The sequence below is a fragment of the Streptococcus sp. SM5 genome (assembly GCF_027497975.1).
Map to the genome: position 1 here is coordinate 15,680 of NZ_JAJNSC010000006.1, position 24,822 is coordinate 40,501.

At 38.1% G+C, this 24,822-nt stretch carries 26 protein-coding genes, 1 pseudogene and 1 riboswitch; of the genes and pseudogenes, 24 read left to right on the forward strand and 3 right to left on the reverse strand.

Annotated features, from left to right (window positions below; genetic code table 11):
- The 10 genes from pgsA (at position 1) to tsf (ending at position 9,356) form a co-directional block, all read left to right on the forward strand.
- Positions 1–546 (forward strand): CDP-diacylglycerol--glycerol-3-phosphate 3-phosphatidyltransferase, encoded by a 546-nt coding sequence (gene pgsA, locus PAN07_RS05875; protein ID WP_265465452.1) that lies wholly within the window; start codon positions 1–3, stop codon positions 544–546.
- Positions 543–1,370 (forward strand): energy-coupling factor ABC transporter ATP-binding protein, encoded by an 828-nt coding sequence (locus tag PAN07_RS05880; RefSeq protein ID WP_269797483.1) that lies wholly within the window; start codon positions 543–545, stop codon positions 1,368–1,370. The genes pgsA and PAN07_RS05880 overlap by 4 nt, the downstream gene beginning before the upstream one ends.
- Positions 1,355–2,194: an energy-coupling factor transporter ATPase gene (locus PAN07_RS05885; protein ID WP_265465454.1), complete on the forward strand. Its 840-nt coding sequence runs from the start codon at positions 1,355–1,357 to the stop codon at positions 2,192–2,194. The genes PAN07_RS05880 and PAN07_RS05885 overlap by 16 nt, the downstream gene beginning before the upstream one ends.
- On the forward strand, positions 2,187–2,981 hold the full coding sequence (locus PAN07_RS05890) for an energy-coupling factor transporter transmembrane protein EcfT (RefSeq protein WP_265465455.1): 795 nt from the start codon (positions 2,187–2,189) through the stop codon (positions 2,979–2,981). Before PAN07_RS05885 ends, PAN07_RS05890 begins: the two co-directional genes overlap by 8 nt.
- A 58-nt stretch (positions 2,982–3,039) precedes the next feature.
- Positions 3,040–3,858, forward strand: a complete 819-nt coding sequence (gene mreC / locus PAN07_RS05895) for a rod shape-determining protein MreC (protein WP_265465456.1) — start codon at positions 3,040–3,042, stop codon at positions 3,856–3,858.
- Entirely contained in the window at positions 3,858–4,352 is a 495-nt protein-coding gene (gene mreD / locus PAN07_RS05900; protein ID WP_265470989.1) for a rod shape-determining protein MreD, read from the forward strand. Before mreC ends, mreD begins: the two co-directional genes overlap by 1 nt.
- Before the next feature lie 93 nt (positions 4,353–4,445).
- Positions 4,446–5,684 (forward strand): CHAP domain-containing protein, encoded by a 1,239-nt coding sequence (locus PAN07_RS05905; protein ID WP_269797484.1) that lies wholly within the window; start codon positions 4,446–4,448, stop codon positions 5,682–5,684.
- Positions 5,685–5,890: 206 nt separating this feature from the next.
- Complete coding sequence (locus PAN07_RS05910; protein WP_269797516.1) at positions 5,891–7,102, forward strand: aminoacyltransferase; 1,212 nt, start codon at positions 5,891–5,893, stop codon at positions 7,100–7,102.
- Positions 7,103–7,457: 355 nt separating this feature from the next.
- Positions 7,458–8,237 carry a 30S ribosomal protein S2 gene (gene rpsB / locus PAN07_RS05915; RefSeq protein WP_000268459.1) on the forward strand — a complete coding sequence of 260 codons (780 nt, stop codon included), beginning with the start codon at positions 7,458–7,460 and terminating at the stop codon, positions 8,235–8,237.
- Between the two features lie 78 nt (positions 8,238–8,315).
- Positions 8,316–9,356, forward strand: coding sequence for a translation elongation factor Ts (gene tsf / locus PAN07_RS05920; protein ID WP_033682512.1), 1,041 nt, complete (start codon positions 8,316–8,318; stop codon positions 9,354–9,356).
- 121 nt (positions 9,357–9,477) lie between these two features.
- On the opposite strand, the gene cysK is transcribed toward tsf, so the two are convergent.
- The 3 genes from cysK to PAN07_RS05935 all read right to left on the reverse strand — a co-directional run bounded on the left by cysK (position 9,478) and on the right by PAN07_RS05935 (position 11,595).
- Complete coding sequence (cysK, locus tag PAN07_RS05925; protein ID WP_269797485.1) at positions 9,478–10,404, reverse strand: cysteine synthase A; 927 nt, start codon at positions 10,402–10,404, stop codon at positions 9,478–9,480.
- Between the two features lie 96 nt (positions 10,405–10,500).
- Positions 10,501–10,944, reverse strand: a complete 444-nt coding sequence (locus tag PAN07_RS05930; protein WP_261116720.1) for a PH domain-containing protein — start codon at positions 10,942–10,944, stop codon at positions 10,501–10,503.
- A gap of 15 nt (positions 10,945–10,959) precedes the next feature.
- Positions 10,960–11,595 (reverse strand): YigZ family protein, encoded by a 636-nt coding sequence (locus PAN07_RS05935; RefSeq protein WP_261116719.1) that lies wholly within the window; start codon positions 11,593–11,595, stop codon positions 10,960–10,962.
- Between the two features lie 56 nt (positions 11,596–11,651).
- On the opposite strand from PAN07_RS05935, the gene PAN07_RS05940 reads away from it, so the two are divergent.
- From PAN07_RS05940 to PAN07_RS06000, 14 genes and pseudogenes are all read left to right on the forward strand, one after another.
- Complete coding sequence (locus PAN07_RS05940) at positions 11,652–12,950, forward strand: DEAD/DEAH box helicase (RefSeq protein WP_261116718.1); 1,299 nt, start codon at positions 11,652–11,654, stop codon at positions 12,948–12,950.
- The gene (locus PAN07_RS05945; RefSeq protein ID WP_261116717.1) at positions 12,947–13,609 is read left to right on the forward strand and encodes a ComF family protein; all 663 of its coding nucleotides are present in this window, start codon (positions 12,947–12,949) and stop codon (positions 13,607–13,609) included. Before PAN07_RS05940 ends, PAN07_RS05945 begins: the two co-directional genes overlap by 4 nt.
- Before the next feature lie 79 nt (positions 13,610–13,688).
- Complete coding sequence (gene raiA, locus PAN07_RS05950) at positions 13,689–14,237, forward strand: ribosome-associated translation inhibitor RaiA (RefSeq protein ID WP_004255322.1); 549 nt, start codon at positions 13,689–13,691, stop codon at positions 14,235–14,237.
- A gap of 135 nt (positions 14,238–14,372) precedes the next feature.
- Positions 14,373–16,346 carry a DHH family phosphoesterase gene (locus PAN07_RS05955; protein WP_261116716.1) on the forward strand — a complete coding sequence of 658 codons (1,974 nt, stop codon included), beginning with the start codon at positions 14,373–14,375 and terminating at the stop codon, positions 16,344–16,346.
- Positions 16,343–16,795, forward strand: a complete 453-nt coding sequence (rplI, locus tag PAN07_RS05960; RefSeq protein WP_000864214.1) for a 50S ribosomal protein L9 — start codon at positions 16,343–16,345, stop codon at positions 16,793–16,795. Before PAN07_RS05955 ends, rplI begins: the two co-directional genes overlap by 4 nt.
- Before the next feature lie 43 nt (positions 16,796–16,838).
- Positions 16,839–18,191 (forward strand): replicative DNA helicase, encoded by a 1,353-nt coding sequence (gene dnaB, locus PAN07_RS05965; RefSeq protein ID WP_004263550.1) that lies wholly within the window; start codon positions 16,839–16,841, stop codon positions 18,189–18,191.
- Between the two features lies 1 nt (position 18,192).
- Positions 18,193–18,459, forward strand: a complete 267-nt coding sequence (locus PAN07_RS05970) for a Veg family protein (RefSeq protein ID WP_001278169.1) — start codon at positions 18,193–18,195, stop codon at positions 18,457–18,459.
- An 88-nt stretch (positions 18,460–18,547) separates the two neighbouring features.
- A complete protein-coding gene (locus PAN07_RS05975; protein WP_261045876.1) occupies positions 18,548–19,696 on the forward strand; it encodes an SH3 domain-containing protein in 1,149 nt (382 codons plus the stop codon).
- Between the two features lie 472 nt (positions 19,697–20,168).
- On the forward strand, positions 20,169–20,375 hold the full coding sequence (locus tag PAN07_RS05980) for a hypothetical protein (protein WP_269797486.1): 207 nt from the start codon (positions 20,169–20,171) through the stop codon (positions 20,373–20,375).
- Between the two features lie 183 nt (positions 20,376–20,558).
- Positions 20,559–20,612 (forward strand): annotated as a pseudogene (locus PAN07_RS17435) (SIALI-17 repeat-containing surface protein); the annotation flags it as partial.
- On the forward strand, positions 20,589–20,783 hold the full coding sequence (locus tag PAN07_RS17440) for an LPXTG cell wall anchor domain-containing protein (protein WP_265472548.1): 195 nt from the start codon (positions 20,589–20,591) through the stop codon (positions 20,781–20,783). The pseudogene PAN07_RS17435 and the gene PAN07_RS17440, both read left to right, overlap by 24 nt.
- Before the next feature lie 119 nt (positions 20,784–20,902).
- Positions 20,903–23,536 carry a DNA polymerase I gene (gene polA / locus PAN07_RS05990; protein ID WP_265471015.1) on the forward strand — a complete coding sequence of 878 codons (2,634 nt, stop codon included), beginning with the start codon at positions 20,903–20,905 and terminating at the stop codon, positions 23,534–23,536.
- Positions 23,537–23,638: 102 nt separating this feature from the next.
- Positions 23,639–23,741: riboswitch (TPP riboswitch) on the forward strand.
- A gap of 69 nt (positions 23,742–23,810) precedes the next feature.
- On the forward strand, positions 23,811–24,101 hold the full coding sequence (locus tag PAN07_RS05995; RefSeq protein ID WP_049491139.1) for a thiamine-binding protein: 291 nt from the start codon (positions 23,811–23,813) through the stop codon (positions 24,099–24,101).
- Entirely contained in the window at positions 24,064–24,822 is a 759-nt protein-coding gene (locus PAN07_RS06000; protein ID WP_265471016.1) for an ABC transporter permease, read from the forward strand. Before PAN07_RS05995 ends, PAN07_RS06000 begins: the two co-directional genes overlap by 38 nt.

Here is a 24,822-nt window from a genome sequence, read left to right on the forward strand (position 1 = left end):
ATGAAAAAAGAACAAATTCCAAATCTCTTAACAATAGGTCGAATTCTTTTTATACCTATTTTTATCTTTATTTTAACAGTAGGAAATTCGATAGAGAGTCATATAGTAGCAGCTATTATCTTTGCTATTGCTAGTATTACAGATTATTTAGATGGATATTTAGCTCGTAAATGGAATGTGGTCAGTAATTTTGGAAAATTTGCAGATCCTATGGCGGATAAGCTTCTAGTTATGTCGGCTTGTATTATGCTGATTGAGTTAGGAATGGCTCCAGCTTGGATTGTTGCAGTGATCATCTGTCGTGAGTTGGCTGTGACAGGTTTGAGGCTTTTACTGGTTGAAACTGGTGGAACAGTTTTAGCAGCAGCTATGCCTGGAAAAATAAAAACTTTCAGTCAGATGTTTGCGATTATTTTCTTGCTATTACATTGGACTTTGATTGGTCAAGTTCTACTTTATGTAGCCTTGTTTTTCACTATCTACTCTGGCTATGATTATTTCAAGGGTAGTGCCTATGTATTTAAAGGGACATTTGGTTCGAAATGAAATCAATAATTGATGTAAAAAATCTTTCCTTTCGCTATAAGGAAAGTCAGGAATACTATGATGTGAAGGATATTACGTTTCACGTGAAACGTGGAGAATGGCTTTCGATTGTAGGGCATAATGGTAGTGGTAAATCAACGACTGTTCGGTTAATTGATGGCTTACTGGAAGCTGAATCTGGAGAGATTGTAATTGATGGTCAACGGTTGACTGAGGAAAATGTTTGGAATATACGTCGTCAAATCGGTATGGTTTTTCAAAATCCAGATAATCAATTTGTTGGAGCGACTGTTGAAGATGATGTTGCCTTTGGTTTAGAAAATCAGGGACTTTCTCATCAAGAAATGAAAAAGAGAGTGGAAGAAGCTCTGGATTTGGTTGGCATGTTGGACTTTAAAAAGAGAGAGCCAGCGCGTCTATCAGGTGGCCAAAAGCAACGTGTTGCTATTGCAGGTGTTGTAGCCCTAAGACCAGCGATTCTAATCCTAGACGAGGCAACGAGTATGTTGGATCCTGAGGGGCGTAGAGAACTGATTGAGACAGTAAAAGGAATTCGAAAAGACTATGATATGACGGTCATTTCCATCACACATGATTTGGAAGAAGTCGCCATGAGTGATCGTGTATTGGTCATGAAAAAAGAGGAAATTGAATCAACCAGTAGCCCAAGAGAACTTTTCTCTCGAAATGATTTAGATCAAATTGGATTAGACGATCCTTTTTCCAATCAATTAAAACATTCTTTGAGCCAGAATGGCTATGATTTACCTGAAAATTATTTGACAGAAAGTGAGCTAGAGGATAAGCTATGGGAATTGCTCTAGAAAATGTGAGTTTTACGTACCAAGAAGGGACTCCCTTAGCTTCAACAGCTTTGTCGGATGTTTCTTTGACGATTGAAGACGGTTCTTATACGGCTTTAATTGGCCACACAGGTAGTGGTAAATCAACTATTTTACAACTATTAAATGGTTTATTGGTGCCAAGTCAAGGGAGTGTGCGAGTTTTTGATACCTTAATCACATCGACTTCTAAAAATAAAGATATTCGTCAAATTAGAAAACAGGTTGGCTTGGTATTTCAGTTTGCTGAAAATCAGATTTTTGAAGAAACGGTTTTGAAAGACGTTGCTTTTGGACCGCAAAATTTTGGAGTTTCTGAAGAAGATGCGGAGCAGATTGCGCGTGAAAAACTGGCTCTGGTTGGAATTGATGAATCACTTTTTAATCGTAGCCCGTTTGAGCTGTCAGGTGGACAAATGAGACGTGTTGCCATTGCAGGTATACTTGCCATGGAACCAGCCATATTAGTCTTAGATGAGCCCACAGCAGGCCTGGATCCTCTGGGTAGAAAAGAGTTGATGAATTTGTTCAAAAAACTTCACCAATCAGGGATGACCATCGTCTTGGTAACACATTTGATGGATGATGTTGCCGAATATGCGAATCAAGTCTATGTGATGGAAAAGGGACGTTTAGTTAAAGGGGGGAAACCGAGTGATGTCTTTCAAGATGTTGTCTTCATGGAAAAAGTACAGTTGGGAGTACCTAAAATTACGGCCTTTTGTAAACGATTGGCTAATAGAGGCGTGTCATTTAAACGATTACCGATTAAGATAGAGGAGTTCAAGGAGTCGCTAAATGGATAGTATGATTTTGGGGCGTTATATCCCAGGGAATTCGATTGTTCACCGATTGGATCCACGTAGCAAATTGCTTGCTATGATGCTACTGATTTTAATCGTTTTTTGGGCTAATAATCCCTTGACGAATCTAATTCTTTTTATAGCGACAGGGATATTTATTGCTTTGTCAGGAGTATCTCTTTCATTTTTTATTCAGGGCTTGAAGTCTATGTTTTTCTTGATTGCCTTCACAACTATTTTTCAACTATTTTTCATTTCTAATGGGAATGTTTTATTTGAGTTTTCGTTTGTGAGAATCACGGATTATGCTTTGCAACAAGCTGGGATTATTTTTTGTCGCTTCGTATTGATTATTTTCTTTTCAACTTTGTTAACCTTAACTACCATGCCCTTAAGTTTGGCATCAGCTGTCGAAGCTTTATTAGCACCTTTAAAGCGTGTGAAAGTTCCAGTTCATGAAATTGGCTTAATGCTATCTATGAGTTTGCGTTTTGTTCCGACCTTAATGGATGATACGACGCGGATTATGAATGCGCAGAAAGCGCGTGGAGTGGATTTTGGAGAAGGAAGCATCGTTCAAAAGGTGAAGGCTATGATTCCCATTTTGATTCCTCTTTTTGCGACGAGTTTAAAACGTGCAGATTCTTTAGCTATCGCTATGGAAGCGCGTGGTTATCAGGGCGGAAAAGGCAGAAGTCAATACCGACAATTGGAATGGACTCGAAAGGATACGCTGACTATTATTGTTATTATCGTACTTGGTTGTTGCTTATTTTTCTTAAAATCTTAGTAGCTTTCAGGAATTGATAAAAAGTTACTGTAACAGTTTCTGATATAAAGGTAGGGATATGAACCGTTTTAAAAAATCAAAATATGTCATTATTGTTTTTGTCACTGTTCTGCTTGTGTCAGCTCTCTTAGCGACGACTTATTCAAGTACAATTGTGACAAAATTAGGAGATGGAATCTCATTGGTTGATAGGGTTGTGCAAAAACCTTTTCAGTGGTTTGATTCTGTCAAATCAGATTTGGCTCATTTGACACGAACATATAACGAAAATGAAAGTTTGAAGAAACAGATTTACCAATTAGAAGTTAAATCAAATGAGGCGGAAAGTTTAAAGACGGAAAATGAACAACTGCGTCAATTGCTTGATATGAAGTCCAAGTTGCAAGCCACAAAGATTTTAGCAGCAGATGTTATTATGCGTTCTCCGGTATCTTGGAAGCAGGAATTGACCCTGGATGCAGGTAAATCAAAAGGGGCTTCTGAGAACATGTTAGCCATTGCAAATGGTGGCTTGATTGGGAGTGTCTCAAAAGTGGAGGAGAACTCTACTATGGTCAACCTTCTGACAAATACGGAAAATGCTGATAAGATTTCTGTTAAAATTCAACATGGTTCTACTACAATTTATGGAATTATTGTTGGCTATGATAAAGAAAATGAAGTTCTTAAAATTAGCCAATTAAATAGTAGTAGCGATATTAGTGCAGGCGATAAGGTGACCACTGGTGGATTAGGAAACTTTAATGTTGCTGATATTCCTGTTGGTGAAGTGGTTGCTACAACGCATAGTGCAGATTATTTGACAAGAGAAGTAACTGTTAAATTGAGTGCAGATACTCATAATGTGAGTGTGATAGAATTGGTGGGGAATTCATAATGAGACAGTTGAAGCGAGTTGGAGTATTTTTATTGCTTCCTTTCTTTGTTCTAATTGATGCCCATATTAGCCAGCTTCTGGGTTCATTCTTTCCCCATGTGCAGTTAGTTAGTCATTTTCTATTTTTATTTCTCTTATTTGAGACGATTGAAGTATCAGAGTATCTCTATTTAGCCTATTGTTTTGTAGTGGGTTTGGTTTATGACATTTACTTTTTCCACTTGATAGGGATTGCAACTCTGCTATTCGTCTTATTGGGGGCATTTCTCCATAAATTTAATAGCATTATTTTGTTGAATCGTTGGACGAGAATGTTGGCAATTATTGTCATGACTTTTCTATTTGAGATGGGAGCTTATATACTTGCAATAGTGGTAGGTTTAACTGTGGATAGTATGTCTTTGTTTATAGTCTATAGTTTAGTGCCATCAATGATTTTGAACCTTATATGGATGATTATTTTTCAGTTTATTTTTGAAAAGATTTACCTATAAGAAAGAAATAAAAATGTAACAAAGGCGTAATATTCATTAGGCCTTTTTTTGGTATACTAGTAATGTCTTTAAAAGAAGGAGTATCTACGAAATATGAAGAAAAAAATCTTAGCGTCACTTTTACTAAGTACAGTAATGGTTTCTCAAGCAGCTATTTTAACAACTGCGCATGCAGAAACTACTGATGACAAAATTGCTGCTCAAGATAATAAAATTAGCAACTTAACAGCACAACAACAAGAAGCCCAAAAACAAGTTGATCAAGTTCAGGAGCAAGTATCTGCTATTCAAACAGAGCAATCAAACTTGCAATCTGAAAATGATAGACTACAAGAAGAATCTAAAAAGCTTGAGGGTGAAATTACAGAACTTTCTAAGAATATTGTATCTCGCAATGATTCATTACAAAAACAAGCTCGTAGTGCTCAAACAAATGGAGCTGCAACAAATTACATTAATACAATTGTAAACTCAAAATCAATTACAGAAGCTATTTCACGTGTTGCTGCAATGAGTGAAATCGTATCTGCAAACAACAAAATGTTGGAACAACAAAAAGCAGATAAAAAAGCTATTTCTGAAAAACAAGTAGCAAATAATGATGCAATTAATACAGTTATTGCAAATCAGCAAAAACTAGCTGATGATGCTCAATCATTAACTACAAAACAAGCTGAGTTGAAAGCTGCAGAATTGAATCTTGCTGCTGAAAAGGCTACTGCAGAGGATGAAAAAGCAAGTTTACTTGAGAAAAAAGCTGCAGCAGAAGCAGAAGCTAAAGCAGCTGCAGAAGCAGAAGCAGCTTATAAAGCTAAACAAGCAAGTCAACAACAAAAAGTCGTTGCTTCTGGGAATACAACTTTTACAGCAGAAGTTCAAGCAGTATCAACTACTTCTTCGTCATCTAGTTCGTCTGAATCATCTTCAAGTAGTGCTTCAGCGGAATCAACAAGCTATACTCCTGCACCAGTGAAACAACATCCGACATACAGTACAAATGCATCAAGCTATCCTGTAGGTCAATGTACATGGGGAGTAAAAACTTTAGCACCATGGGCTGGTGATTACTGGGGTAATGGCGGTCAATGGGCTGCAAGTGCAGCAGCTGCAGGTTTCCGTACAGGTTCTACACCACAAGTTGGCGCGATTGCATGTTGGGATGATGGAGGATACGGTCACGTAGCAGTTGTTACAGCAGTTGAATCATCAACTCGTATTCAAGTTTCTGAGTGTAACTATGATGGAAGTGGAACTCAACCAATCGGAAATTATCGTGGATGGTTTAATCCGACAGCATCAAGAGGTACTGTAAGATACATTTATCCAAACTAATATACTGATTATTACTATACAAAGGGTGAGATCTTATTAATCTCACCCTTTGTATAGTGCTGGAAAAATTAATTTCATTATATAATTACTTGAACTTATTTTCTATTTTTATAATTATTTAATTAAAGTAAAATGAAATGTAGAGATTTAGTACGAGTGTAGCATGTTAATAAAAAATGGTTTCTAAGGGAGTCGGTGTTGAAGTTATGTTTAGGTATAAAATAAATGTTGATGCTAAAGAGTGGGATTTATTTTTAGAAAATCATCCTCAAGGAAATTTATTGCAGAGTAGTGATTGGTCCAAGATAAAGGATACTTGGGGGAACGAGAGAGTTGGCTTTTATAAAGATAATCAATTAGTTGGAGTAGCAAATATCTTAATTCAGCCGCTACCATTAGGATTCTCTATGTTTTATATTCCACGAGGTCCAGTAATTGACTATGAAGATAAAGAACTTCTGAAATTTGTTCTTTTAACGTTGAAAAAACTTGCTAAAAAAAGCCATGCAATAATGGTTAAATTTGACCCAAGTTTATTTATCAGTAGAGGTCTTATTGACCAAGAAACTGTCCAAAATTCTATGGCTTTAGCAATTGTCGAAGAACTGAAAAAAAATAAAGTTTATTGGACAGGCTTAACAAAGGATATGGCAGAAAATATACAACCACGTTTTCAAGCTAATATTCATAAAGAAAATTTCTCACTGGATCAACTTTCTAAGTCTACTAGACAGGCCATCCGAACTGCAAGAAATAAAGGATTAGAAGTAAAATTTGGTGGACTTGATTTATTAGATGAATTTTCATTTTTAATGAAGAAAACAGAGTCTCGCAAGAATATCAGTTTACGAGGCAAAGATTATTATCAGAAGTTACTGGATACTTATCCTGATCACTCCTTTATCACACTGAGCTATTTAGATCTACCTAATAGACTGAAAGAAGTTGAGCAACAATTCGAAAAGAATCTAAAAACAGCGCAGAAGTTTACAGATAAAACGAAAGAAGGTAAAATAAAAGAGAATCAGCAAGAGAGAAAACGATTAAAGGAAGAAATTTCTTTTCTTAAGAACCATATTGACAGAGGGGATAGTATTGTCCCATTGTCTGGTACTTTAACTATCGAATTTGGGAAAACTTCTGAGAACTTATATGCTGGAATGAATGAAGAATTTAAACACTATCAACCTGCTATTCCTACATGGTTTGAGACAGCTCAACATTCTTTTGAACGAGGGGCTGAGACTCATAATATGGGTGGAATTGAAAACAATTTAGAGGGTGGGTTAATTAACTTTAAATCCAAGTTTAATCCTACTATCGAGGAATTTGCTGGTGAGTTTAATTATCCAACTAGTTCATTATATTTTTTGTTTAATCTAGCTTATAAAATTCGTAAGAAACTTCGAAGTAGATAAAATAAACTAATGATTTTGCCACTATATTAAATTTTAAAAAATTTAGCTATTAGAGCATCCCAGCAGTATATGTTGGGATGCTTTAAATTTAGAGTTTTTATTAGTAATTTAATGCTAAATTCCCAAACTAATTTCCACTTTGGCCTTCCAAGTGGAAGTTACTTTGAGAAGTTGGCAGAAATTATCTACTTTAAAAATCTACTAAAATAGCTTGAAAATATTGAAAAAGTATGGTAGAATGAAACTTGTCGTGTGAACGATAATACTCATTCTTGATGAATTGTGAAACAGTTGCCTTTGGGTCGTTTTGCGAGTTGAAGTCAAGAAGAGGAAAAAACAAAAAGGAGAAATACTCATGGCAGTAATTTCAATGAAACAACTTCTTGAGGCTGGTGTACACTTTGGTCACCAAACTCGTCGCTGGAACCCTAAGATGGCTAAGTACATCTTTACAGAGCGTAACGGAATCCACGTTATCGACTTGCAACAAACTGTAAAATACGCTGACCAAGCATACGACTTCATGCGTGATGCAGCAGCTAACGATGCCGTTGTATTGTTCGTTGGTACTAAGAAACAAGCAGCTGATGCAGTTGCTGAAGAAGCAGTACGTTCAGGTCAATATTTCATCAACCACCGTTGGTTGGGTGGAACTCTTACAAACTGGGGAACAATCCAAAAACGTATCGCTCGTTTGAAAGAAATCAAACGTATGGAAGAAGATGGAACTTTCGAAGTTCTTCCTAAGAAAGAAGTTGCACTTCTTAACAAACAACGTGCACGTCTTGAAAAATTCTTGGGTGGTATCGAAGATATGCCTCGTATTCCAGATGTGATGTACGTAGTTGACCCACATAAAGAGCAAATCGCTGTTAAAGAAGCTAAAAAATTGGGAATCCCAGTTGTAGCGATGGTTGACACAAACACTGATCCAGATGATATCGATGTAATCATCCCAGCTAACGATGACGCTATCCGCGCTGTTAAATTGATCACAGCTAAATTGGCTGACGCTATCATTGAAGGACGTCAAGGTGAAGATGCAGCAGCAGTTGAAGCAGAATTTGCAGCTTCAGAAGCTCAAGCAGATTCAATCGAAGAAATCGTTGAAGTTGTAGAAGGCGACAACGCTTAATTCATATAAATAGTAATTACCTAGGAGGGCGGGGCTTAGCCCGGCTCTCCTATTTTTAAAAAATATAGGAGAATCAAAATGGCAGAAATTACAGCTAAACTTGTAAAAGAGTTGCGTGAAAAATCTGGTGCCGGAGTTATGGACGCTAAAAAAGCGCTTGTAGAAACAGACGGTGACATCGAAAAAGCGATTGAATTGCTTCGTGAAAAAGGTATGGCTAAGGCAGCTAAGAAAGCTGACCGTGTTGCTGCAGAAGGTTTGACTGGTGTTTATGTTAACGGTAATGTTGCAGCAGTTATTGAAGTAAATGCTGAAACTGACTTCGTTGCGAAAAACGCTCAATTCGTTGAATTGGTAAATACTACAGCTAAAGTTATTGCTGAAGGAAAACCTGCTAACAATGAAGAAGCTCTTGCTTTGACAATGCCTTCAGGTGAAACTCTTGAAGCTGCATACGTATCTGCAACAGCAACTATCGGAGAAAAAATCTCATTCCGTCGCTTTGCATTGATTGAAAAAACAGATGCACAACACTTTGGAGCATACCAACATAACGGTGGACGTATCGGTGTTATTTCAGTTGTTGAAGGTGGAGACGAAGCACTTGCTAAACAATTGTCAATGCACATCGCAGCGATGAAACCAACAGTTCTTTCTTACAAAGAATTGGATGAGCAATTCGTTAAAGATGAGTTGGCACAATTGAACCACGTTATCGACCAAGACAACGAAAGTCGTGCAATGGTTAACAAACCAGCTCTTCCACACTTGAAGTATGGATCAAAAGCTCAATTGACTGATGAAGTGATTGCCCAAGCTGAAGCTGACATCAAAGCTGAATTGGCTGCAGAAGGTAAACCAGAAAAAATCTGGGACAAAATCATCCCAGGTAAAATGGATCGCTTCATGCTTGACAACACTAAAGTTGACCAAGCTTACACACTTCTTGCACAAGTATACATCATGGATGACAGCAAGACAGTTGAAGCATACCTTGAATCAGTTAACGCTTCAGTAGTTGAGTTCGCTCGCTTTGAAGTTGGTGAAGGTATCGAGAAAGCTGCAAACGACTTTGAAGCTGAAGTTGCAGCTACAATGGCAGCAGCCTTGAATAACTAATAATAAAAAGGAAGCCAAATTGCTTCCTTTTTTCTATGCAGTCGATTTTTATAGGGAGATGTTCCTATTTTTAAGGTATAAATAAAAAGCCCTATAATAAGGGCTAAGTGTATTTAGGAGACTACACTTCAAATTCATAGAGTGCTGTAGAGAGATAACGTTCACCGTTATCTGGTGCTAGAGCAAGAACTTTTTTACCTGTACCTAATTTCTTGGCAACCTCGATGGCTCCGTAGATAGCTGCAGCTGAAGAAATCCCTACAAGGAATCCTTCTTTTCCACCAATTTCACGGCCGAGTGCTAGAGCATCGTCTGACGTTACACGAACGATACCATCATAAGCCTTTGTATCCAGTGTATCAGGAATAAATCCAGCTGATATACCTTGAATTTTGTGAGGACCAGGTTTTTCACCAGATAGAATAGCAGATTCATCAGCTTCCACTGCATAAACTTGAATGTTTGAATTTGCTGACTTGAGTGCATGAGAAACACCAGAAATCGTTCCACCAGTACCTACTCCAGCAACAAAGGCATCTAGTCCATCTTTACCGAAAGTAGCTAGTATTTCAGCTCCTGTTGTTCTTTCGTGTACTTCTGGATTAGCTGGATTGTCAAATTGAAGAGGAAGGAAACCATCACGTTCAGCAGCGATTTCTTGAGCTTTAGCAATAGCGCCTTTCATTCCCTCACTACCAGGAGTTAGGACGAGTTCAGCACCGTAAGCTTGGATAATCTTACGTCGTTCTACACTCATAGTTTCAGGCATAACGATGACGACTTTATACCCTTTAGCAGCACCTACCCATGAAAGTCCAATACCAGTGTTTCCACTTGTTGCTTCAACAATTGTAGAACCTGGTTTCAAAATACCGTCTTGTTCAGCTTTTTCAATCATGCTAAGAGCAATACGATCTTTTACAGAAGAACCAGGGTTGAATGCTTCAAGCTTTACATAGACGTCCGCAGCCCCTCCTGGCACAATGTTGTTGAGTTTAACAATCGGAGTTTGACCGATTAATTCAGTAATATTGTTATAAATAGACATATGAATACCTCTTTGTATAAGATATTTCTAGTATAACGCTATCTATACCATTTGTAAAATATAGAAATCCTATCGAAGCGATAGGATTTTTTTATATCATAGGTCTAAGCCATTAATTTTCAAGCGATTGTGATAAGCTAATTCTAGTAAATAGTTGTAAAGTGGAACGATATCCGTTTTCTTAGGGAATTCAAATTTATGAGCATTAAAATGCTCATTATGTGCTTTTAGAAAAACATTTTCTAGATAAGTAATCGTTATTTCACTATCATCTATACCTGCTCCTGCAGTTTCCATTTCAACGTTAACAATATTCATCAAAAAAATTGATTTAATGGACATCTTACGACCAGTAGCGCCTTGTTTATCTGTAAAGATAATACGGATATTTGTAAATATAATTGAGTCACGAATCAGTTTATATCCACTTTGAATTTCTTCATTTTCTAGTAGATATTGTCCATATTCTTTGATAAGAGTTTCTTTGTTTTGCTCGCTAAGGTTACCAGCGAGTCCTTGAATGAATTTTCCAAATGCCATATTTTTCTCCTTTGTTTACACTAAATTTACAGGAACTTCAACTTCATGTAAATCTTGATCAGTTAAAATAACTTTTCCATTAAAAAACTCTACCAGTGCAGCTTTAATATTTTCTTTTTCTTCTTTATCAACATAAATCATCGTATCGACTTGATCTGTAAAGTTTGTCTCAAGTTCCATGAGATCATGTTCCTTAAGGAAGTTACTGTACTCTTGGTACTGAGCGTAAGACATTTGAATAGCAATGCCAGCTTGTTCCTTTATTTCAATGATGCCAATTTCCTTGACAGCTAAGGCAACACTGCCGGCGTAAGCACGAATCAATCCTCCAGCGCCTAGCTTAATGCCTCCAAAGTAGCGTGTCACTACTACACAGACATTAGTAAGATTGTGATTTTCTAGTACTCCAAGCATGGGAACGCCAGCAGTACCACTGGGTTCACCATCATCACTTGTCCGTTTAATTTCACTACGTTCCCCAATAATAAAAGCTGAGCAGTTATGCGTAGCTTTGTAGTGTTCTTTTTTGATGGCAGTAATAAAGTCCCGAGCTTCTTCTTCGCTATAAACACGCTTGGCATGACAGATAAAGCGTGATTTTTTAATTTCTTCTTGGACTTGACCGTCCTCTTTAATTGTTCTAAATTCCATGATTTAATTGTACTAAAAAATCATCTAAAGCGCTAGATTTTTACGAATAAAGAAGTATGAAAGTAAATCCAAATTATCTCGGTCGTTTGTTTACTGAGAATGAATTAACAGAAGAGGAGCGTCAATTGGCGGAGAACATTCCAGCAATGAGAAAGGAGAAGGGGAAATTTTTCTGTCAACGTTGTAATAGTACTATTCTAGAAGAATGGTATTTACCTATCGGTGCTTACTATTGTCGGGAGTGCTTAATTATGAAGAGTGTTAGGAGTGATCAATCTTTATACTATTTCCCACAGGAGGATTTTCCGAAGCAAGATGTTCTTAAATGGCGTGGTAAATTAACTCCTTTTCAAGAGAAGGTGTCAAAGGGATTGATTCAAGCAGTAGATAAGCAGGAACCAACCTTGGTTCACGCTGTAACAGGAGCTGGAAAGACAGAGATGATTTACCAAGTTGTGGCCAAAGTGATTGATGAAGGTGGTGCAGTTTGTTTGGCCAGCCCTAGAATCGATGTGTGTTTGGAGCTATATAAGCGACTGCAAGATGATTTTGCTTGCGAGATAGCTTTACTACACGGAGAATCAGAACCATATTTTCGAACACCACTAGTTGTTGCAACGACTCATCAGCTGTTAAAATTTTATCATGCTTTTGATTTGCTAATAGTGGATGAAGTAGATGCTTTTCCTTATGTTGACAACCCCACACTTTACTACGCTGTAAAGAATAGTGTAAAGAAGAATGGCTTGAGAATCTTTTTAACAGCGACTTCGACCGATGAGTTAGATAGGAAGGTTCGCATCGGAGAATTAAAACGATTGAGTTTGCCAAGACGGTTTCATGGAAATCCGTTGATTATTCCAAAACCAGTTTGGTTATCGGATTTTAATCATTGCTTAGAGAAAAGTAGATTGTCACCAAAGTTAAAGTCCTATATTGAGAAGCAGAGAAAGACAGGTTATCCGTTACTCATTTTTGCATCAGAAATTAAGAAAGGGGAACAGTTAAAAGAAATCTTACAAGAGCAATTTCCAAATGAGAAAATTGGCTTTGTATCTTCTGTAACAGAAGATAGATTAGAGCAGGTACAAGCTTTTCGAGATGGAGAACTGACAATACTTATCAGTACGACAATATTGGAGCGTGGAGTTACCTTCCCTTGTGTGGATGTTTTCGTAGTAGAGGCCAATCATCGCCTTTTTACCAAGTCTAGCTTGATTCAGATTGGTGGACGAGTTGGGCGAAGCATGGATAGACCGACAGGAGATTTGCTTTTCTTCCATGATGGGTTAAATGCTTCAATCAAGAAGGCAATTATGGAAATTCAGCAGATGAATAAGGAGGCGGGTCTATGAAGTGCTTATTGTGTGGACAGACTATGAAGGCTGTTTTAACTTTTAGTAGTCTCTTACTTATGAGGAATGATGTCTCCTGTCTTTGTTTAGATTGTGATTCTACTTTTGAGAAAATTGGAGAAGAGTACTGTCCAAACTGTATGAAAACAGGGTTGTCAATAAAGTGTCAAGATTGTCAATTTTGGTGTAAAGAAGGAATTGAGGTCCGTCATAGAGGGATTTTTACTTACAATCAAGCTATGAAGGATTTTTTCAGTCGGTATAAGTTTGATGGGGACTTCCTTTTAAGAAAAGTGTTCGCTTCAGTTTTAAGTGAGGAGTTAAAAAAGTACAAAGAGTATCAATTTGTCGTCATTCCCCTAAGTCCTGAAAGATTGCTCGAGAGGGGATTTAACCAGGTTGAAGGTTTAGTTGAAGCAGCAGGGTTCTCTTTTCAAGACTTACTAGAGAAGAGAGAAGAGCGGACCAGTTCTTCCAAAAATCGTTCAGAACGCTTGGCAACAGAACTTCCTTTCTTTATTAAAAGGGGAGTCACTATTCCTAAAAAAATCCTACTTATAGATGACATTTACACTACTGGAACAACTATAAATCGTGTGAAGAAACTGTTGGAAGAGGCTGGAGCTGAGGATGTCAAAACATTTTCCCTTGTAAGATGAGGAAAAAATTTGCAAAACTAAAATGAAAGCGTTATAATGAAATCAGAAAAACAAAAATGTTTAGAAAGAAGGTACTCATATGATTAAATATAGTATCCGTGGTGAAAACCTAGAAGTAACAGAAGCAATTCGTGATTATGTAGTTTCTAAACTCGAAAAGATCGAAAAGTATTTTCAAGCTGAGCAAGAGTTGGATGCTCGAGTAAACTTGAAGGTGTATCGTGAAAAAACTGCTAAAGTGGAAGTAACGATTCCGCTTGGCTCAATTACTCTTCGCGCAGAAGATGTATCTCAAGATATGTATGGCTCAATTGACCTTGTAACTGATAAAATTGAACGTCAGATTCGTAAAAATAAAACAAAAATCGAACGTAAAAATAAAAACAAGGTGGCAACTAGTCAATTATTTACAGATGCCTTGGTGGAAGATACAAATGTTGTCCAGTCTAGAGTTGTTCGTTCAAAACAAATTGATTTAAAACCAATGGATTTGGAAGAAGCTATTCTACAGATGGATTTATTGGGACATGATTTCTTTATCTATGTTGATGTTGAAGATCAAACAACTAATGTGATTTATCGTCGTGAAGATGGCGAAATTGGTCTGTTAGAAGTTAAAGAATCTTAATTAGAATATGTGTAAAGGTAGGTTTACTGAATTGTAAACCTCCTTTTTCTTATAATTGATAGAATTATTGATTACACTTTTAAAAAGTCGCTTTTTGGTGGTTATTATGGTATAATGGGTGCCAAGAGGTTTGGAATGAAAAAATTTTATGCAAGTCCTATTTTTCCCTTAATATTAGGAATAGTGGCGTTCGGAGTGCTATCTGTGCAACTTGTTTTTGTAACGAATACACTGGTAACGCTATTTCTTTTGCTACTTATTTTGGGTTCATATATTTTACTATTCATCCATCAGAGAGACTACTACTCAAAGAGTGAAGTAGAACAAATCCAGTATGTAAACCACCAAGCTGAAGATAGTTTGACAACCTTGTTAGAACATATGCCTGTCGGAGTTATTAAACTAGACTTATCGTCAGGTGAAGTTGAATGGTTCAATCCTTACGCTGAATTGATTTTGACGAATGAAGTGGGCGAGATTGATGTTGCATTAATTCAAACAATTATAAAGGCTTCTGTGGGGAATCCAGGTTCTTATGCCACCTTAGGTGAGATTCGTTATTCGGTTCATATGGATAAGGTATCTGGAGTTCTTTATTTCTTTGATGTGTCTGGAGAATACGAAGCGACTGTTGAGTTAGTGACGAGTCGTCCGGTTATTGGAATTGTTTCCGTTGATAACTATGACGATTTAGAAGATGCGACATCGGAGTCTGACATTAGTCATATTAACAGTTTTGTAGCCAATTTTGTTTCAGAATTTGCTGGAAAACATGCCATGTTCTCCCGTCGAGTGAGTATGGATCGCTTTTATCTATTTACGGACTACACGGTGCTTGAGGGATTGATGAACGATAAATTTTCTGTTATTGATTCTTTCAGAGAAGAGTCGAAACAGAGACAGTTGCCCTTGACTTTAAGTATGGGATTTTCTTATGGTGATGGAAATCATGATGAGATAGGGAAAGTTGCCTTGCTCAACTTGAACTTGGCTGAAGTGCGTGGTGGCGACCAGGTGGTTGTCAAGGAAAACGACGAAACGAAAAATCCAGTTTATTTTGGTGGTGGATCTGCTGCGTCAATCAAGCGTACCCGTACCCGTACGCGCGCTATGATGACAGCTATTTCAGATAAGATTCGGAGTGTGGATCAGGTTTTTGTAGTTGGTCACAAAAATCTAGATATGGATGCTTTGGGTTCTGCTGTAGGTATGCAGTTATTTGCCAGCAATGTGACTCAAAATAGCTATGCTATTTATGACGAAGAACAAATGTCGCCGGATATTGAACGAGCTGTTTCATTCTTAGAAAAAGAAGGAGTTACAAAGTTGTTGTCTGTTAAGGACGCAATGGGGATGGTGACCAATCGTTCTTTGTTGATTCTTGTAGACCATTCAAAGACAGCTTTAACTTTATCAAAAGATTTTTATGATTTATTTACCCAAACCATCGTCATCGACCACCACAGACGGGATCAGGATTTTCCAGATAATGCGGTTATTACTTATATCGAAAGTGGTGCAAGTAGTGCCAGTGAGTTGGTAACGGAATTGATTCAGTTCCAGAATTCTAAGAAAAATCGTTTGAGTCGTATGCAAGCAAGTGTTTTAATGGCTGGTATGATGTTGGATACTAAAAATTTCACCTCACGAGTGACTAGTCGGACATTTGATGTTGCTAGCTATCTCAGAACGAGAGGAAGTGATAGTATTGCTATCCAAGAAATTGCTGCGACAGATTTTGAAGAATATCGTGAGGTCAATGAACTGATTTTACAGGGGCGTAAATTAGGTTCAGATGTACTAATAGCAGAGGCTAAGGACTCGAAATGTTATGATACAGTTGTTATTAGTAAGGCAGCAGATGCCATGTTAGCTATGTCAGGTATTGAAGCGAGTTTTGTTCTTGCGAAGAATACACAAGGATTTATCTCTATCTCAGCTCGCAGTCGTAGTAAGCTGAATGTACAACGGATTATGGAAGAGCTGGGAGGTGGAGGCCACTTTAATTTGGCAGCAGCTCAAATTAAGGATTTAACCTTGTCAGAAGCAGGTGAAAAACTGACAGAAATTGTATTAAATGAAATAAAGGAAAAGGAGAAAGAAGCATGAAAGTAATCTTTTTAGCAGATGTCAAAGGAAAAGGTAAAAAAGGCGAAATTAAGGAAGTACCAACAGGGTATGCGCAAAACTTTCTTATCAAAAAGAACCTAGCCAAAGAAGCAACTGCTCAAGCTGTGGGTGAACTTCGTGGTAAACAAAAATCGGAAGAAAAAGCTCACGCTGAGATGATTGCAGAAGCAAAAGCAATTAAAGCTCAACTTGAAGCAGAAGAAACGGTTGTAGAATTCGTTGAAAAGGTTGGTCCAGATGGCCGTACCTTTGGTTCTATTACCAATAAGAAAATTGCAGAAGAATTGCAAAAGCAATTTGGAATTAAGATTGATAAACGTCATATTCAAGTACAAGCTCCGATTCGAGCAGTTGGATTGATTGATGTACCAGTGAAAATCTATCAAGATATCACAAGTGTAATCAATCTTCGTGTGAAAGAAGGATAAATTTACACCTTCTTGACAAGATTGTAAAAGGAAGGGAAGTCTGATGGCAGAAGTAGAAGAGTTACGAGTACAACCTCAAGATATCTTAGCTGAGCAATCCGTTTTAGGGGCTATCTTTATTGACGAGAGTAAGCTTGTTTTTGTGCGAGAATATATTGAGTCTCGGGACTTTTTTAAGTATGCCCATCGTTTGATTTTCCAAGCTATGGTCGATTTATCCGATCGTGGCGATGCTATAGATGCAACAACGGTTCGCACCATTCTTGATAATCAAGGTGATTTACAGAATATTGGTGGCCTGTCTTACTTGGTTGAGATTGTCAATTCTGTGCCAACTTCTGCTAATGCGGAGTATTATGCTAAGATTGTTGCAGAGAAGGCCATGCTACGTCGATTAATCTCCAAGTTGACAGAGTCTGTCAATCAAGCTTACGAGGCTTCGCAACCAGCTGATGAAATCATTGCTCAGGCAGAAAAAGGCCTGATTGATGTCAGCGAAAATGCTAATCGAAGTGGATTTAAGAACATTCGAGATGTGTTGAATATCAACTTTGGAAATCTGGAAGCTCGCTCGCAACAAACGACCGATATTACAGGGATTGCGACAGGTTATCGTGATTTGGATCATATGACGACTGGTCTTCATGAGGAGGAGTTGATTATCTTAGCAGCTCGTCCGGCGGTTGGTAAGACAGCCTTTGCCTTGAATATTGCTCAGAATATTGGGACTAAGTTGGACAAAACAGTTGCTATTTTTTCACTCGAAATGGGTGCGGAAAGTCTAGTGGACCGTATGTTGGCGGCAGAAGGTTTGGTGGAATCGCATTCTATCCGTACGGGTCAATTGACTGATGAGGAGTGGCAAAAATATACCATTGCTCAAGGGAATCTAGCTAACGCCAGTATCTATATCGATGATACGCCAGGGATTCGGATTACAGAGATTCGTTCTCGTTCTCGTAAATTGGCTCAAGAAACTGGAAATCTTGGTTTGATTTTAATAGACTATTTGCAGCTTATCACGGGAACTGGTAGAGAAAATCGTCAACAAGAGGTTTCAGAAATTTCACGTCAGTTGAAAATTTTAGCTAAGGAACTGAAGGTTCCAGTAATCGCTCTAAGTCAGCTTTCTCGTGGTGTAGAACAACGTCAGGATAAGAGACCGGTCTTGTCTGATATTCGTGAATCTGGATCTATTGAGCAGGACGCTGATATCGTAGCCTTTCTTTATCGCGACGACTACTATGAGCGTGGTGGTGAAGAAGAGGAAGGCATACCGAATAATAAGGTAGAAGTTATTATCGAGAAAAACCGTAGTGGAGCTCGTGGAACGGTGGAATTAATTTTCCAAAAAGAATACAATAAATTTTCAAGTATCTCAAAGAGGGAGGCATAAGATGTCAGATGCATTTACAGATGTAGCCAAGATGAAAAAAATCAAAGAAGAAATCAAGGCACATGAGGGGCAAGTCGTAGAAATGACCTTGGAGAATGGTCGTAAGCGCCAAAAAAATAGATTGGGTAAGCTAATTGAGGTTTATCCATCCCTATTTATCGTTGAATTTGGAAACGTTGAAGGAGATAAACAAGCTAATGTTTATGTTGAATCCTTTACTTACTCAGATATCCTTACAGAAAAGAATTTGATTCATTATCTTGACTAAAGTGAGAAATTTTCTCACTTTTTCTTTTTTTCTCCGAATAGTTTAAGTGAAGGTAATCTTCGATTTATATTATTTTCAAGGAGGAAGAATGAAAATTTCACCATTTAAAGTAGCAGAGACAAGGTTTTCTATTAGAAAGTCAGTTAAAAAGGTTGTTCCTTTTTTAGTAGTAGGGCTGATGTTGTCGGCTGGAGAAAGTGTTCATGCAAACAGTTCTTATGCTCGTGGAGATGATTATCCTGCTTATTATAAAAATGGGAGTCAGAGTATTGATAAGTGGAGGATGTATTCTCGTCAGTGTACTTCATTTGCTGCTTTTCGCTTGAGTGGAGTAAATGGTTTTGAGCTTCCAGGAGCTTATGGTAATGCTGGTGAATGGGGTTATCGTGCTCGTCGTGAAGGTTATCGTGTCGATAATACACCAGCTATCGGATCTATTGCTTGGTCTACTGCAGGAGGTTATGGCCATGTTGCTTGGGTTTCAAATGTGATGGGAGATAATATAGAAATTGAGGAATATAACTATGATTATAAAGGTAATTATAATAAACGAATTGTAAAAGCAAACAAGATGACCGGTTTTATTCATTTTAAAGATTTATCAAGCAATTCTAAAGAAGTCCCAAGCAGTTCAAAAGATTCGACAAGCAATCATGTTGTGACCAGTCAATCGTCATCTTTGATGAGAGGAACTCATTATTTTAAGGTGGAGACTCCTATTAAAGATCAACCATTATTGAATGCAACTCCACTTGCATATTATTCTCCAGGTGAGAGTGTTCATTATGATCAGGTGATAGAAAAGGATGGTTACAAGTGGTTGAGTTATATTTCTTATAGCGGGAGTCGACGTTATATTCAGTTGGAGGGAGTGACTTCGTCACAAAATCAATCAGTAAATAAATCTAATCATGGTTCAAATAATGGATTGACTGTGGGTTGGAAGAAAATAAATGGTAGTTGGTATTATTTCAAATCAGATGGTTCTAAGGCGACGGGATGGCTGAAAGATGGTTCTACCTGGTATTATTTGAAATCATCTGGTGAAATGCAGACAGGCTGGTTACAGGAGAAAGGATTTTGGTATTATCTAGATGACTCAGGGGCAATGAAAACGGGCTGGTATCAAGTCTCTGGTAAGTGGTATTATTCTTACTCTTCAGGTGAGCTAGCTGTTAATACAATAGTAGACGGTTATACTGTAAATCATAATGGTGAGTGGATTAAAGAAAAATAAACTAAAAAACTTGATTCATTATCATTTTTAACTATATTCAAAAGTAATTAGCACTATTTTAAATATTTACTTGAAGCGTTCTTATATATTTTTTTATTGTAGCTTGTTTGATCCGAACTATTTTCATGAGATAAATTCTTTAATAAAGAATTTATTGCTTATCTAGGTTTCCGTAGTAATATTAGAAAATTAAAAATATGTTTATATTGACATTATTCTTTTCTAGTCGATATAAATATATTTTTTTAAACAACTTAATATATTGTTTTTGTTAATCTATATTAAAAGTTATAATAGAGAGAAATATAATTCCAAAAAGGGGCGTTTTAAAAATGGATAAAAAGAAAATGATTTTGACTAGCTTAGCTAGTGTTACGGTTTTAGGGCGGTTTTTGCTGTGTCTCAACCGTCGGTTGTAAAAGCTGATGCACCTACAGCTACTAGCACATCCGGAGAAACTGGAGCCACACCTGTGGTTAAAACTCCAAAAACTGAAGTCGAAAAAGCTAAAGAAGATTTAACTGAAACAATTGAAAACTTGACGGATGATGCTGAGAAATTAAAAGCCGATGCTGAAAAGAAAGCTGAAACACTAAAAAAACAGGAAGATACTTTAAAAGAAGCTCTTAAATCCGCTAAAGATAATGGATTTGGTGAATATATCACAGCACCGTTATAAAAAGCTGTAACTACGATTGAAAAAGAACGCGATACTGCGAAATATGAATTTGATGAATCTGATGAAAAAGTTCAAGCTGCTACAGCTGAAATTCAAGATTTAACTGAAAAACGTGGTAATCTTCTTGAAGAAGTAAAAAAAGCGGAAGCAAAAGAAGCTGCAGAACCAGCTAAACCATAATATACAGGAGGCGTTAATAGTGTAGAAGCAGCAATTAACGAAGTCCCAGAATATACTCTTACAACAGCAGGTACTAACAAGGATAATACTTATCAAGCACCAGCAGCAAAAGCAGAAGATAAAAAAGAACTTCCAAATACTGGTGGTAAAGATAATGTTGCAGTTGTATCATTAGGATTCCTTGGATTGTTCCTTGGTGCTATTCCATTTGTGAAACGTAAGAACTAATTTATTTTAGTAGCTTGAAAGAGAGGGAATAACTTCCTTCTCTTTTTAATATTATCTTAGTTTCTCTTAGGGAACTCTTCCCAATGGTATTTTTTGGTGCTTTCCTTTATAATGGGTGTATGGATAAGAAAAAATTATTATTGATTGATGGGTCTTCTGTTGCTTTTCGGGCGTTTTTTGCGCTCTATCAGCAGTTAGACCGTTTTAAAAATGCGGCTGGTTTGCATACCAATGCGATTTATGGCTTTCAATTGATGTTGAGTCATTTGTTGGAGCGGGTTGAGCCGAGTCATATCTTGGTGGCTTTTGATGCGGGGAAGACGACCTTCCGTACAGAAATGTATGCGGACTATAAGGGTGGTCGGGCTAAGACTCCTGATGAGTTTCGTGAGCAATTTCCCTTCATTCGTGAGTTGTTGGATCATATGGGGATTCGTCACTATGAGTTGGCTCAGTATGAGGCGGATGACATCATTGGGACGCTGGATAAACTAGCAGAGCAGGATGGTTTTGATATTACCATTGTCAGTGGGGACAAGGATTTGATTCAGCTGACGGATGAGCATACAGTGGTTGAAATTTCCAAGAAAGGTGTGGCTGAGTTTGAGGCCTTTACGCCAGAATATCTTATGAAGAAGATGGGCATTACACCGACTCAGTTTATCGATCTCAAGGCGCTCATGGGAGATAAGTCGGATAATATCCCTGGGGTGACCAAAATCGGTGAAAAGACGGGTATCAAGCTCTTGCTGGAGCATGGTTCGCTTGAAGGTATTTATGAAAATATCGATGGGATGAAGGCTTCTAAGATGAAGGAAAATCTCATCAATGATAAGGAACAGGCCTTTTTGTCTAAAACACTGGCGACCATTGATACCAAGGCACCGATTGAGATTGGTTTGGAGGACTTGGTCTATAGTGGTCCAGATGTGGAAAATCTTGGGAAATTCTACGATGAGATGGGCTTCAAACAGCTCAAGCAGGCTTTAAATGTGTCGTCAGCTGATGTGGCTGAGAGTTTGGACTTTACTATTGTTGACCAAATCAGTCAAGACATGCTGAGTGAAGAGTCTATCTTCCATTTTGAGCTTTTTGGTGAGAATTACCATACGGATGATTTGGTTGGTTTTGCCTGGTCTTGTGGGGAAAAGCTCTATGCTACAGACAAGCTTGAGCTTTTTCAGGAACCTATTTTCAAGGATTTCTTAGAAAAAACATCTTTGAAAATTTATGATTTTAAAAAAACCAAGGTTCTCTTGCGTCGTTTTGGTGTGGATTTGCAGGCTCCTTCCTTTGATAGCCGCTTGGCTAAATACTTATTATCAACTGTAGAAGACAATGAAATTTCAACCATTGCTAGACTGTATGGTCAGACTTTCTTGGTTGATGATGAGACTTTCTATGGCAAGGGTGTCAAGAAGGCTCTTCCTGAACGGGAAAAATTCTTGGAGCATTTGGCTCGCAAGGTAGCTGTATTGGTTGAAACAGAACCTGTTTTACTTGAAAAGCTCAGTGAAAATGGGCAGTTAGACCTTCTTTATGATATGGAGCAACCTCTAGCCTTTGTTCTTGCCAAGATGGAAATTGCTGGGATTACGGTCAAGAAAGAGACCTTGCTTGAGATGCAGGCTGAAAATGAGCTTGTCATTGAAAAACTAACACAAGAGATTTACGAACTAGCTGGTGAGGAATTTAATATCAATTCTCCTAAGCAGTTGGGCGTGCTTCTCTTTGAAAAATTGGGACTTCCTCTAGAATACACTAAGAAAACCAAGACAGGTTACTCGACAGCGGTGGATGTCCTGGAGCGCCTGGCTCCTATTGCTCCGATTGTTAAGAAAATCCTAGACTATCGTCAGATTGCTAAGATTCAATCTACTTATGTAATTGGCTTGCAGGACTGGATTTTGGCTGATGGCAAGATTCACACGCGCTATGTGCAGGATTTGACCCAGACTGGGCGTCTGTCTAGTGTGGATCCAAACTTGCAAAATATTCCTGTACGATTGGAACAAGGCCGTCTTATTCGTAAGGCTTTTGTGCCAGAGTGGGAGGATAGTGTACTACTCAGTTCGGACTACTCGCAGATTGAATTGCGCGTTTTGGCGCATATTTCTAATGATGAGCACTTGATTAAGGCTTTCCAAGAGGGGGCAGATATCCATACTTCGACAGCCATGCGTGTCTTTGGTATTGAGCGTCCTGAGGATGTGACTGCAAACGACCGTCGTAATGCCAAGGCTGTCAACTTTGGAGTGGTTTACGGTATTTCAGACTTTGGTTTGTCGAATAATTTGGGCATTAGCCGTAAGGAAGCCAAAGCCTACATTGATACCTACTTTGAACGTTTCCCAGGTATTAAAAACTATATGGATGAAGTGGTGCGTGAGGCGCGTGATAAGGGCTATGTAGAGACCCTCTTCAAGCGTCGTCGTGAGTTGCCGGATATCAATTCGCGTAACTTTAACATTCGTGGTTTTGCTGAGAGAACTGCCATTAACTCACCTATCCAGGGTTCGGCAGCAGATATTCTCAAGATTGCCATGATCCAGCTGGATAAAGCCTTGGTTGCAGGTGGTTATCAGACTAAGATGCTTCTGCAAGTGCACGATGAAATCGTCCTTGAAGTGCCTAAATCGGAACTAGCAGAGATGAAAAAATTGGTCAAACAAACTATGGAAGAAGCCATTCAACTCAGTGTTCCCCTCATCGCAGATGAAAATGAAGGGGCAACATGGTACGAGGCTAAATAAAAAAGCTATATAGAGTTTGAAGCATTTGTTTTCAAACTCTTTTTCATGTTTTTCTGTAAGCAGTTTCCTTGACATTTTTTTTGTTTTGCGCTATCATATGTCCATATAATATATGGGAGTCTGTGTACAGTCTGAGAGGAAGTGTTAAACTTCGACCGCACCTGATCTGGGTAATGCCAGCGTAGGGAACGATACTTAGTCTAATCTTGACCTTTTCCATATATGGTAAAGGTTTTTCTTTTTATAAAGAGGAAAACGAGAAGAGGAGGTTGTTATGAAAGCAAGCATTGCCTTGCAAGTTTTACCCCTATCACAGGGGATTGATCGGATTACTGTTATCGATCAGGTTATTGCTTATCTGCAAGCTCAAGAAGTGACCATGGTAGTGACACCATTTGAAACGGTCTTGGAAGGGGAGTTTGATGAGCTCATGCGCATTCTTAAAGAATCGCTAGAAATGGCAGGGCGTGAGGCAGATAATGTCTTTGCCAATGTCAAAATAAATGTAGGAGAGATTTTAAGTATTGATGAGAAACTTGAAAAGTATACTGAGACGACACATTAGTCTATTGGGCTTTCTAGGAGTCTTGTCAATCTGGCAGTTAGCAGGTTTTCTTAAACTTCTCCCCAAGTTTATCCTGCCGACACCTCTTGAAATTTTCCAGGCCTTTGTTCGGGATAGAGAATTTCTCTGGCACCATAGCTGGGCGACCTTGAGAGTGGCTTTACTGGGGCTGGTTTTGGGAGTCTTGATTGCCTGTCTCATGGCTGTGCTTATGGACAGTTTAACTTGGCTCAATGACCTGATTTACCCTATGATGGTGGTTGTTCAGACCATTCCGACCATTGCCATAGCTCCTATTCTGGTCTTATGGCTAGGTTATGGGATTTTGCCCAAGATTGTTTTGATTATCCTGACGACAACCTTTCCTATAATCGTCAGTATTTTGGACGGTTTTAGGCATTGTGACAAGGATATGCTGACCTTGTTTAGTCTGATGCGGGCCAAGCCTTGGCAAATCCTGTGGCATTTTAAAATTCCAGTCAGCCTGCCCTACTTTTATGCAGGTCTGAGAGTTAGTGTTTCCTACGCATTTATCACAACAGTGGTATCTGAGTGGTTAGGAGGATTTGAAGGACTAGGTGTTTATATGATTCAGTCCAAGAAACTGTTTCAGTATGATACCATGTTCGCTATTATCATTCTGGTATCGATTATCAGCCTTCTTGGTATGAAATTGGTCGATGTCAGCGAAAAATATGTGATTAAATGGAAACGTTCGTAG

Bases quoted from the DNA above. Each gene is read 5' to 3' on its own strand.
- pgsA (WP_265465452.1), top strand. From the start codon at position 1: ATGAAAAAAGAACAAATTCCAAATCTCTTAACAATAGGTCGAATTCTT.
- PAN07_RS05880 (WP_269797483.1), top strand. From the start codon at position 543: ATGAAATCAATAATTGATGTAAAAAATCTTTCCTTTCGCTATAAGGAA.
- PAN07_RS05885 (WP_265465454.1), top strand. From the start codon at position 1,355: ATGGGAATTGCTCTAGAAAATGTGAGTTTTACGTACCAAGAAGGGACT.
- PAN07_RS05890 (WP_265465455.1), top strand. From the start codon at position 2,187: ATGGATAGTATGATTTTGGGGCGTTATATCCCAGGGAATTCGATTGTT.
- mreC (WP_265465456.1), top strand. From the start codon at position 3,040: ATGAACCGTTTTAAAAAATCAAAATATGTCATTATTGTTTTTGTCACT.
- mreD (WP_265470989.1), top strand. From the start codon at position 3,858: ATGAGACAGTTGAAGCGAGTTGGAGTATTTTTATTGCTTCCTTTCTTT.
- PAN07_RS05905 (WP_269797484.1), top strand. From the start codon at position 4,446: ATGAAGAAAAAAATCTTAGCGTCACTTTTACTAAGTACAGTAATGGTT.
- PAN07_RS05910 (WP_269797516.1), top strand. From the start codon at position 5,891: ATGTTTAGGTATAAAATAAATGTTGATGCTAAAGAGTGGGATTTATTT.
- rpsB (WP_000268459.1), top strand. From the start codon at position 7,458: ATGGCAGTAATTTCAATGAAACAACTTCTTGAGGCTGGTGTACACTTT.
- tsf (WP_033682512.1), top strand. From the start codon at position 8,316: ATGGCAGAAATTACAGCTAAACTTGTAAAAGAGTTGCGTGAAAAATCT.
- cysK (WP_269797485.1), bottom strand. From the start codon at position 10,404: ATGTCTATTTATAACAATATTACTGAATTAATCGGTCAAACTCCGATT.
- PAN07_RS05930 (WP_261116720.1), bottom strand. From the start codon at position 10,944: ATGGCATTTGGAAAATTCATTCAAGGACTCGCTGGTAACCTTAGCGAG.
- PAN07_RS05935 (WP_261116719.1), bottom strand. From the start codon at position 11,595: ATGGAATTTAGAACAATTAAAGAGGACGGTCAAGTCCAAGAAGAAATT.
- PAN07_RS05940 (WP_261116718.1), top strand. From the start codon at position 11,652: ATGAAAGTAAATCCAAATTATCTCGGTCGTTTGTTTACTGAGAATGAA.
- PAN07_RS05945 (WP_261116717.1), top strand. From the start codon at position 12,947: ATGAAGTGCTTATTGTGTGGACAGACTATGAAGGCTGTTTTAACTTTT.
- raiA (WP_004255322.1), top strand. From the start codon at position 13,689: ATGATTAAATATAGTATCCGTGGTGAAAACCTAGAAGTAACAGAAGCA.
- PAN07_RS05955 (WP_261116716.1), top strand. From the start codon at position 14,373: ATGAAAAAATTTTATGCAAGTCCTATTTTTCCCTTAATATTAGGAATA.
- rplI (WP_000864214.1), top strand. From the start codon at position 16,343: ATGAAAGTAATCTTTTTAGCAGATGTCAAAGGAAAAGGTAAAAAAGGC.
- dnaB (WP_004263550.1), top strand. From the start codon at position 16,839: ATGGCAGAAGTAGAAGAGTTACGAGTACAACCTCAAGATATCTTAGCT.
- PAN07_RS05970 (WP_001278169.1), top strand. From the start codon at position 18,193: ATGTCAGATGCATTTACAGATGTAGCCAAGATGAAAAAAATCAAAGAA.
- PAN07_RS05975 (WP_261045876.1), top strand. From the start codon at position 18,548: ATGAAAATTTCACCATTTAAAGTAGCAGAGACAAGGTTTTCTATTAGA.
- polA (WP_265471015.1), top strand. From the start codon at position 20,903: ATGGATAAGAAAAAATTATTATTGATTGATGGGTCTTCTGTTGCTTTT.
- PAN07_RS05995 (WP_049491139.1), top strand. From the start codon at position 23,811: ATGAAAGCAAGCATTGCCTTGCAAGTTTTACCCCTATCACAGGGGATT.
- PAN07_RS06000 (WP_265471016.1), top strand. From the start codon at position 24,064: ATGAGAAACTTGAAAAGTATACTGAGACGACACATTAGTCTATTGGGC.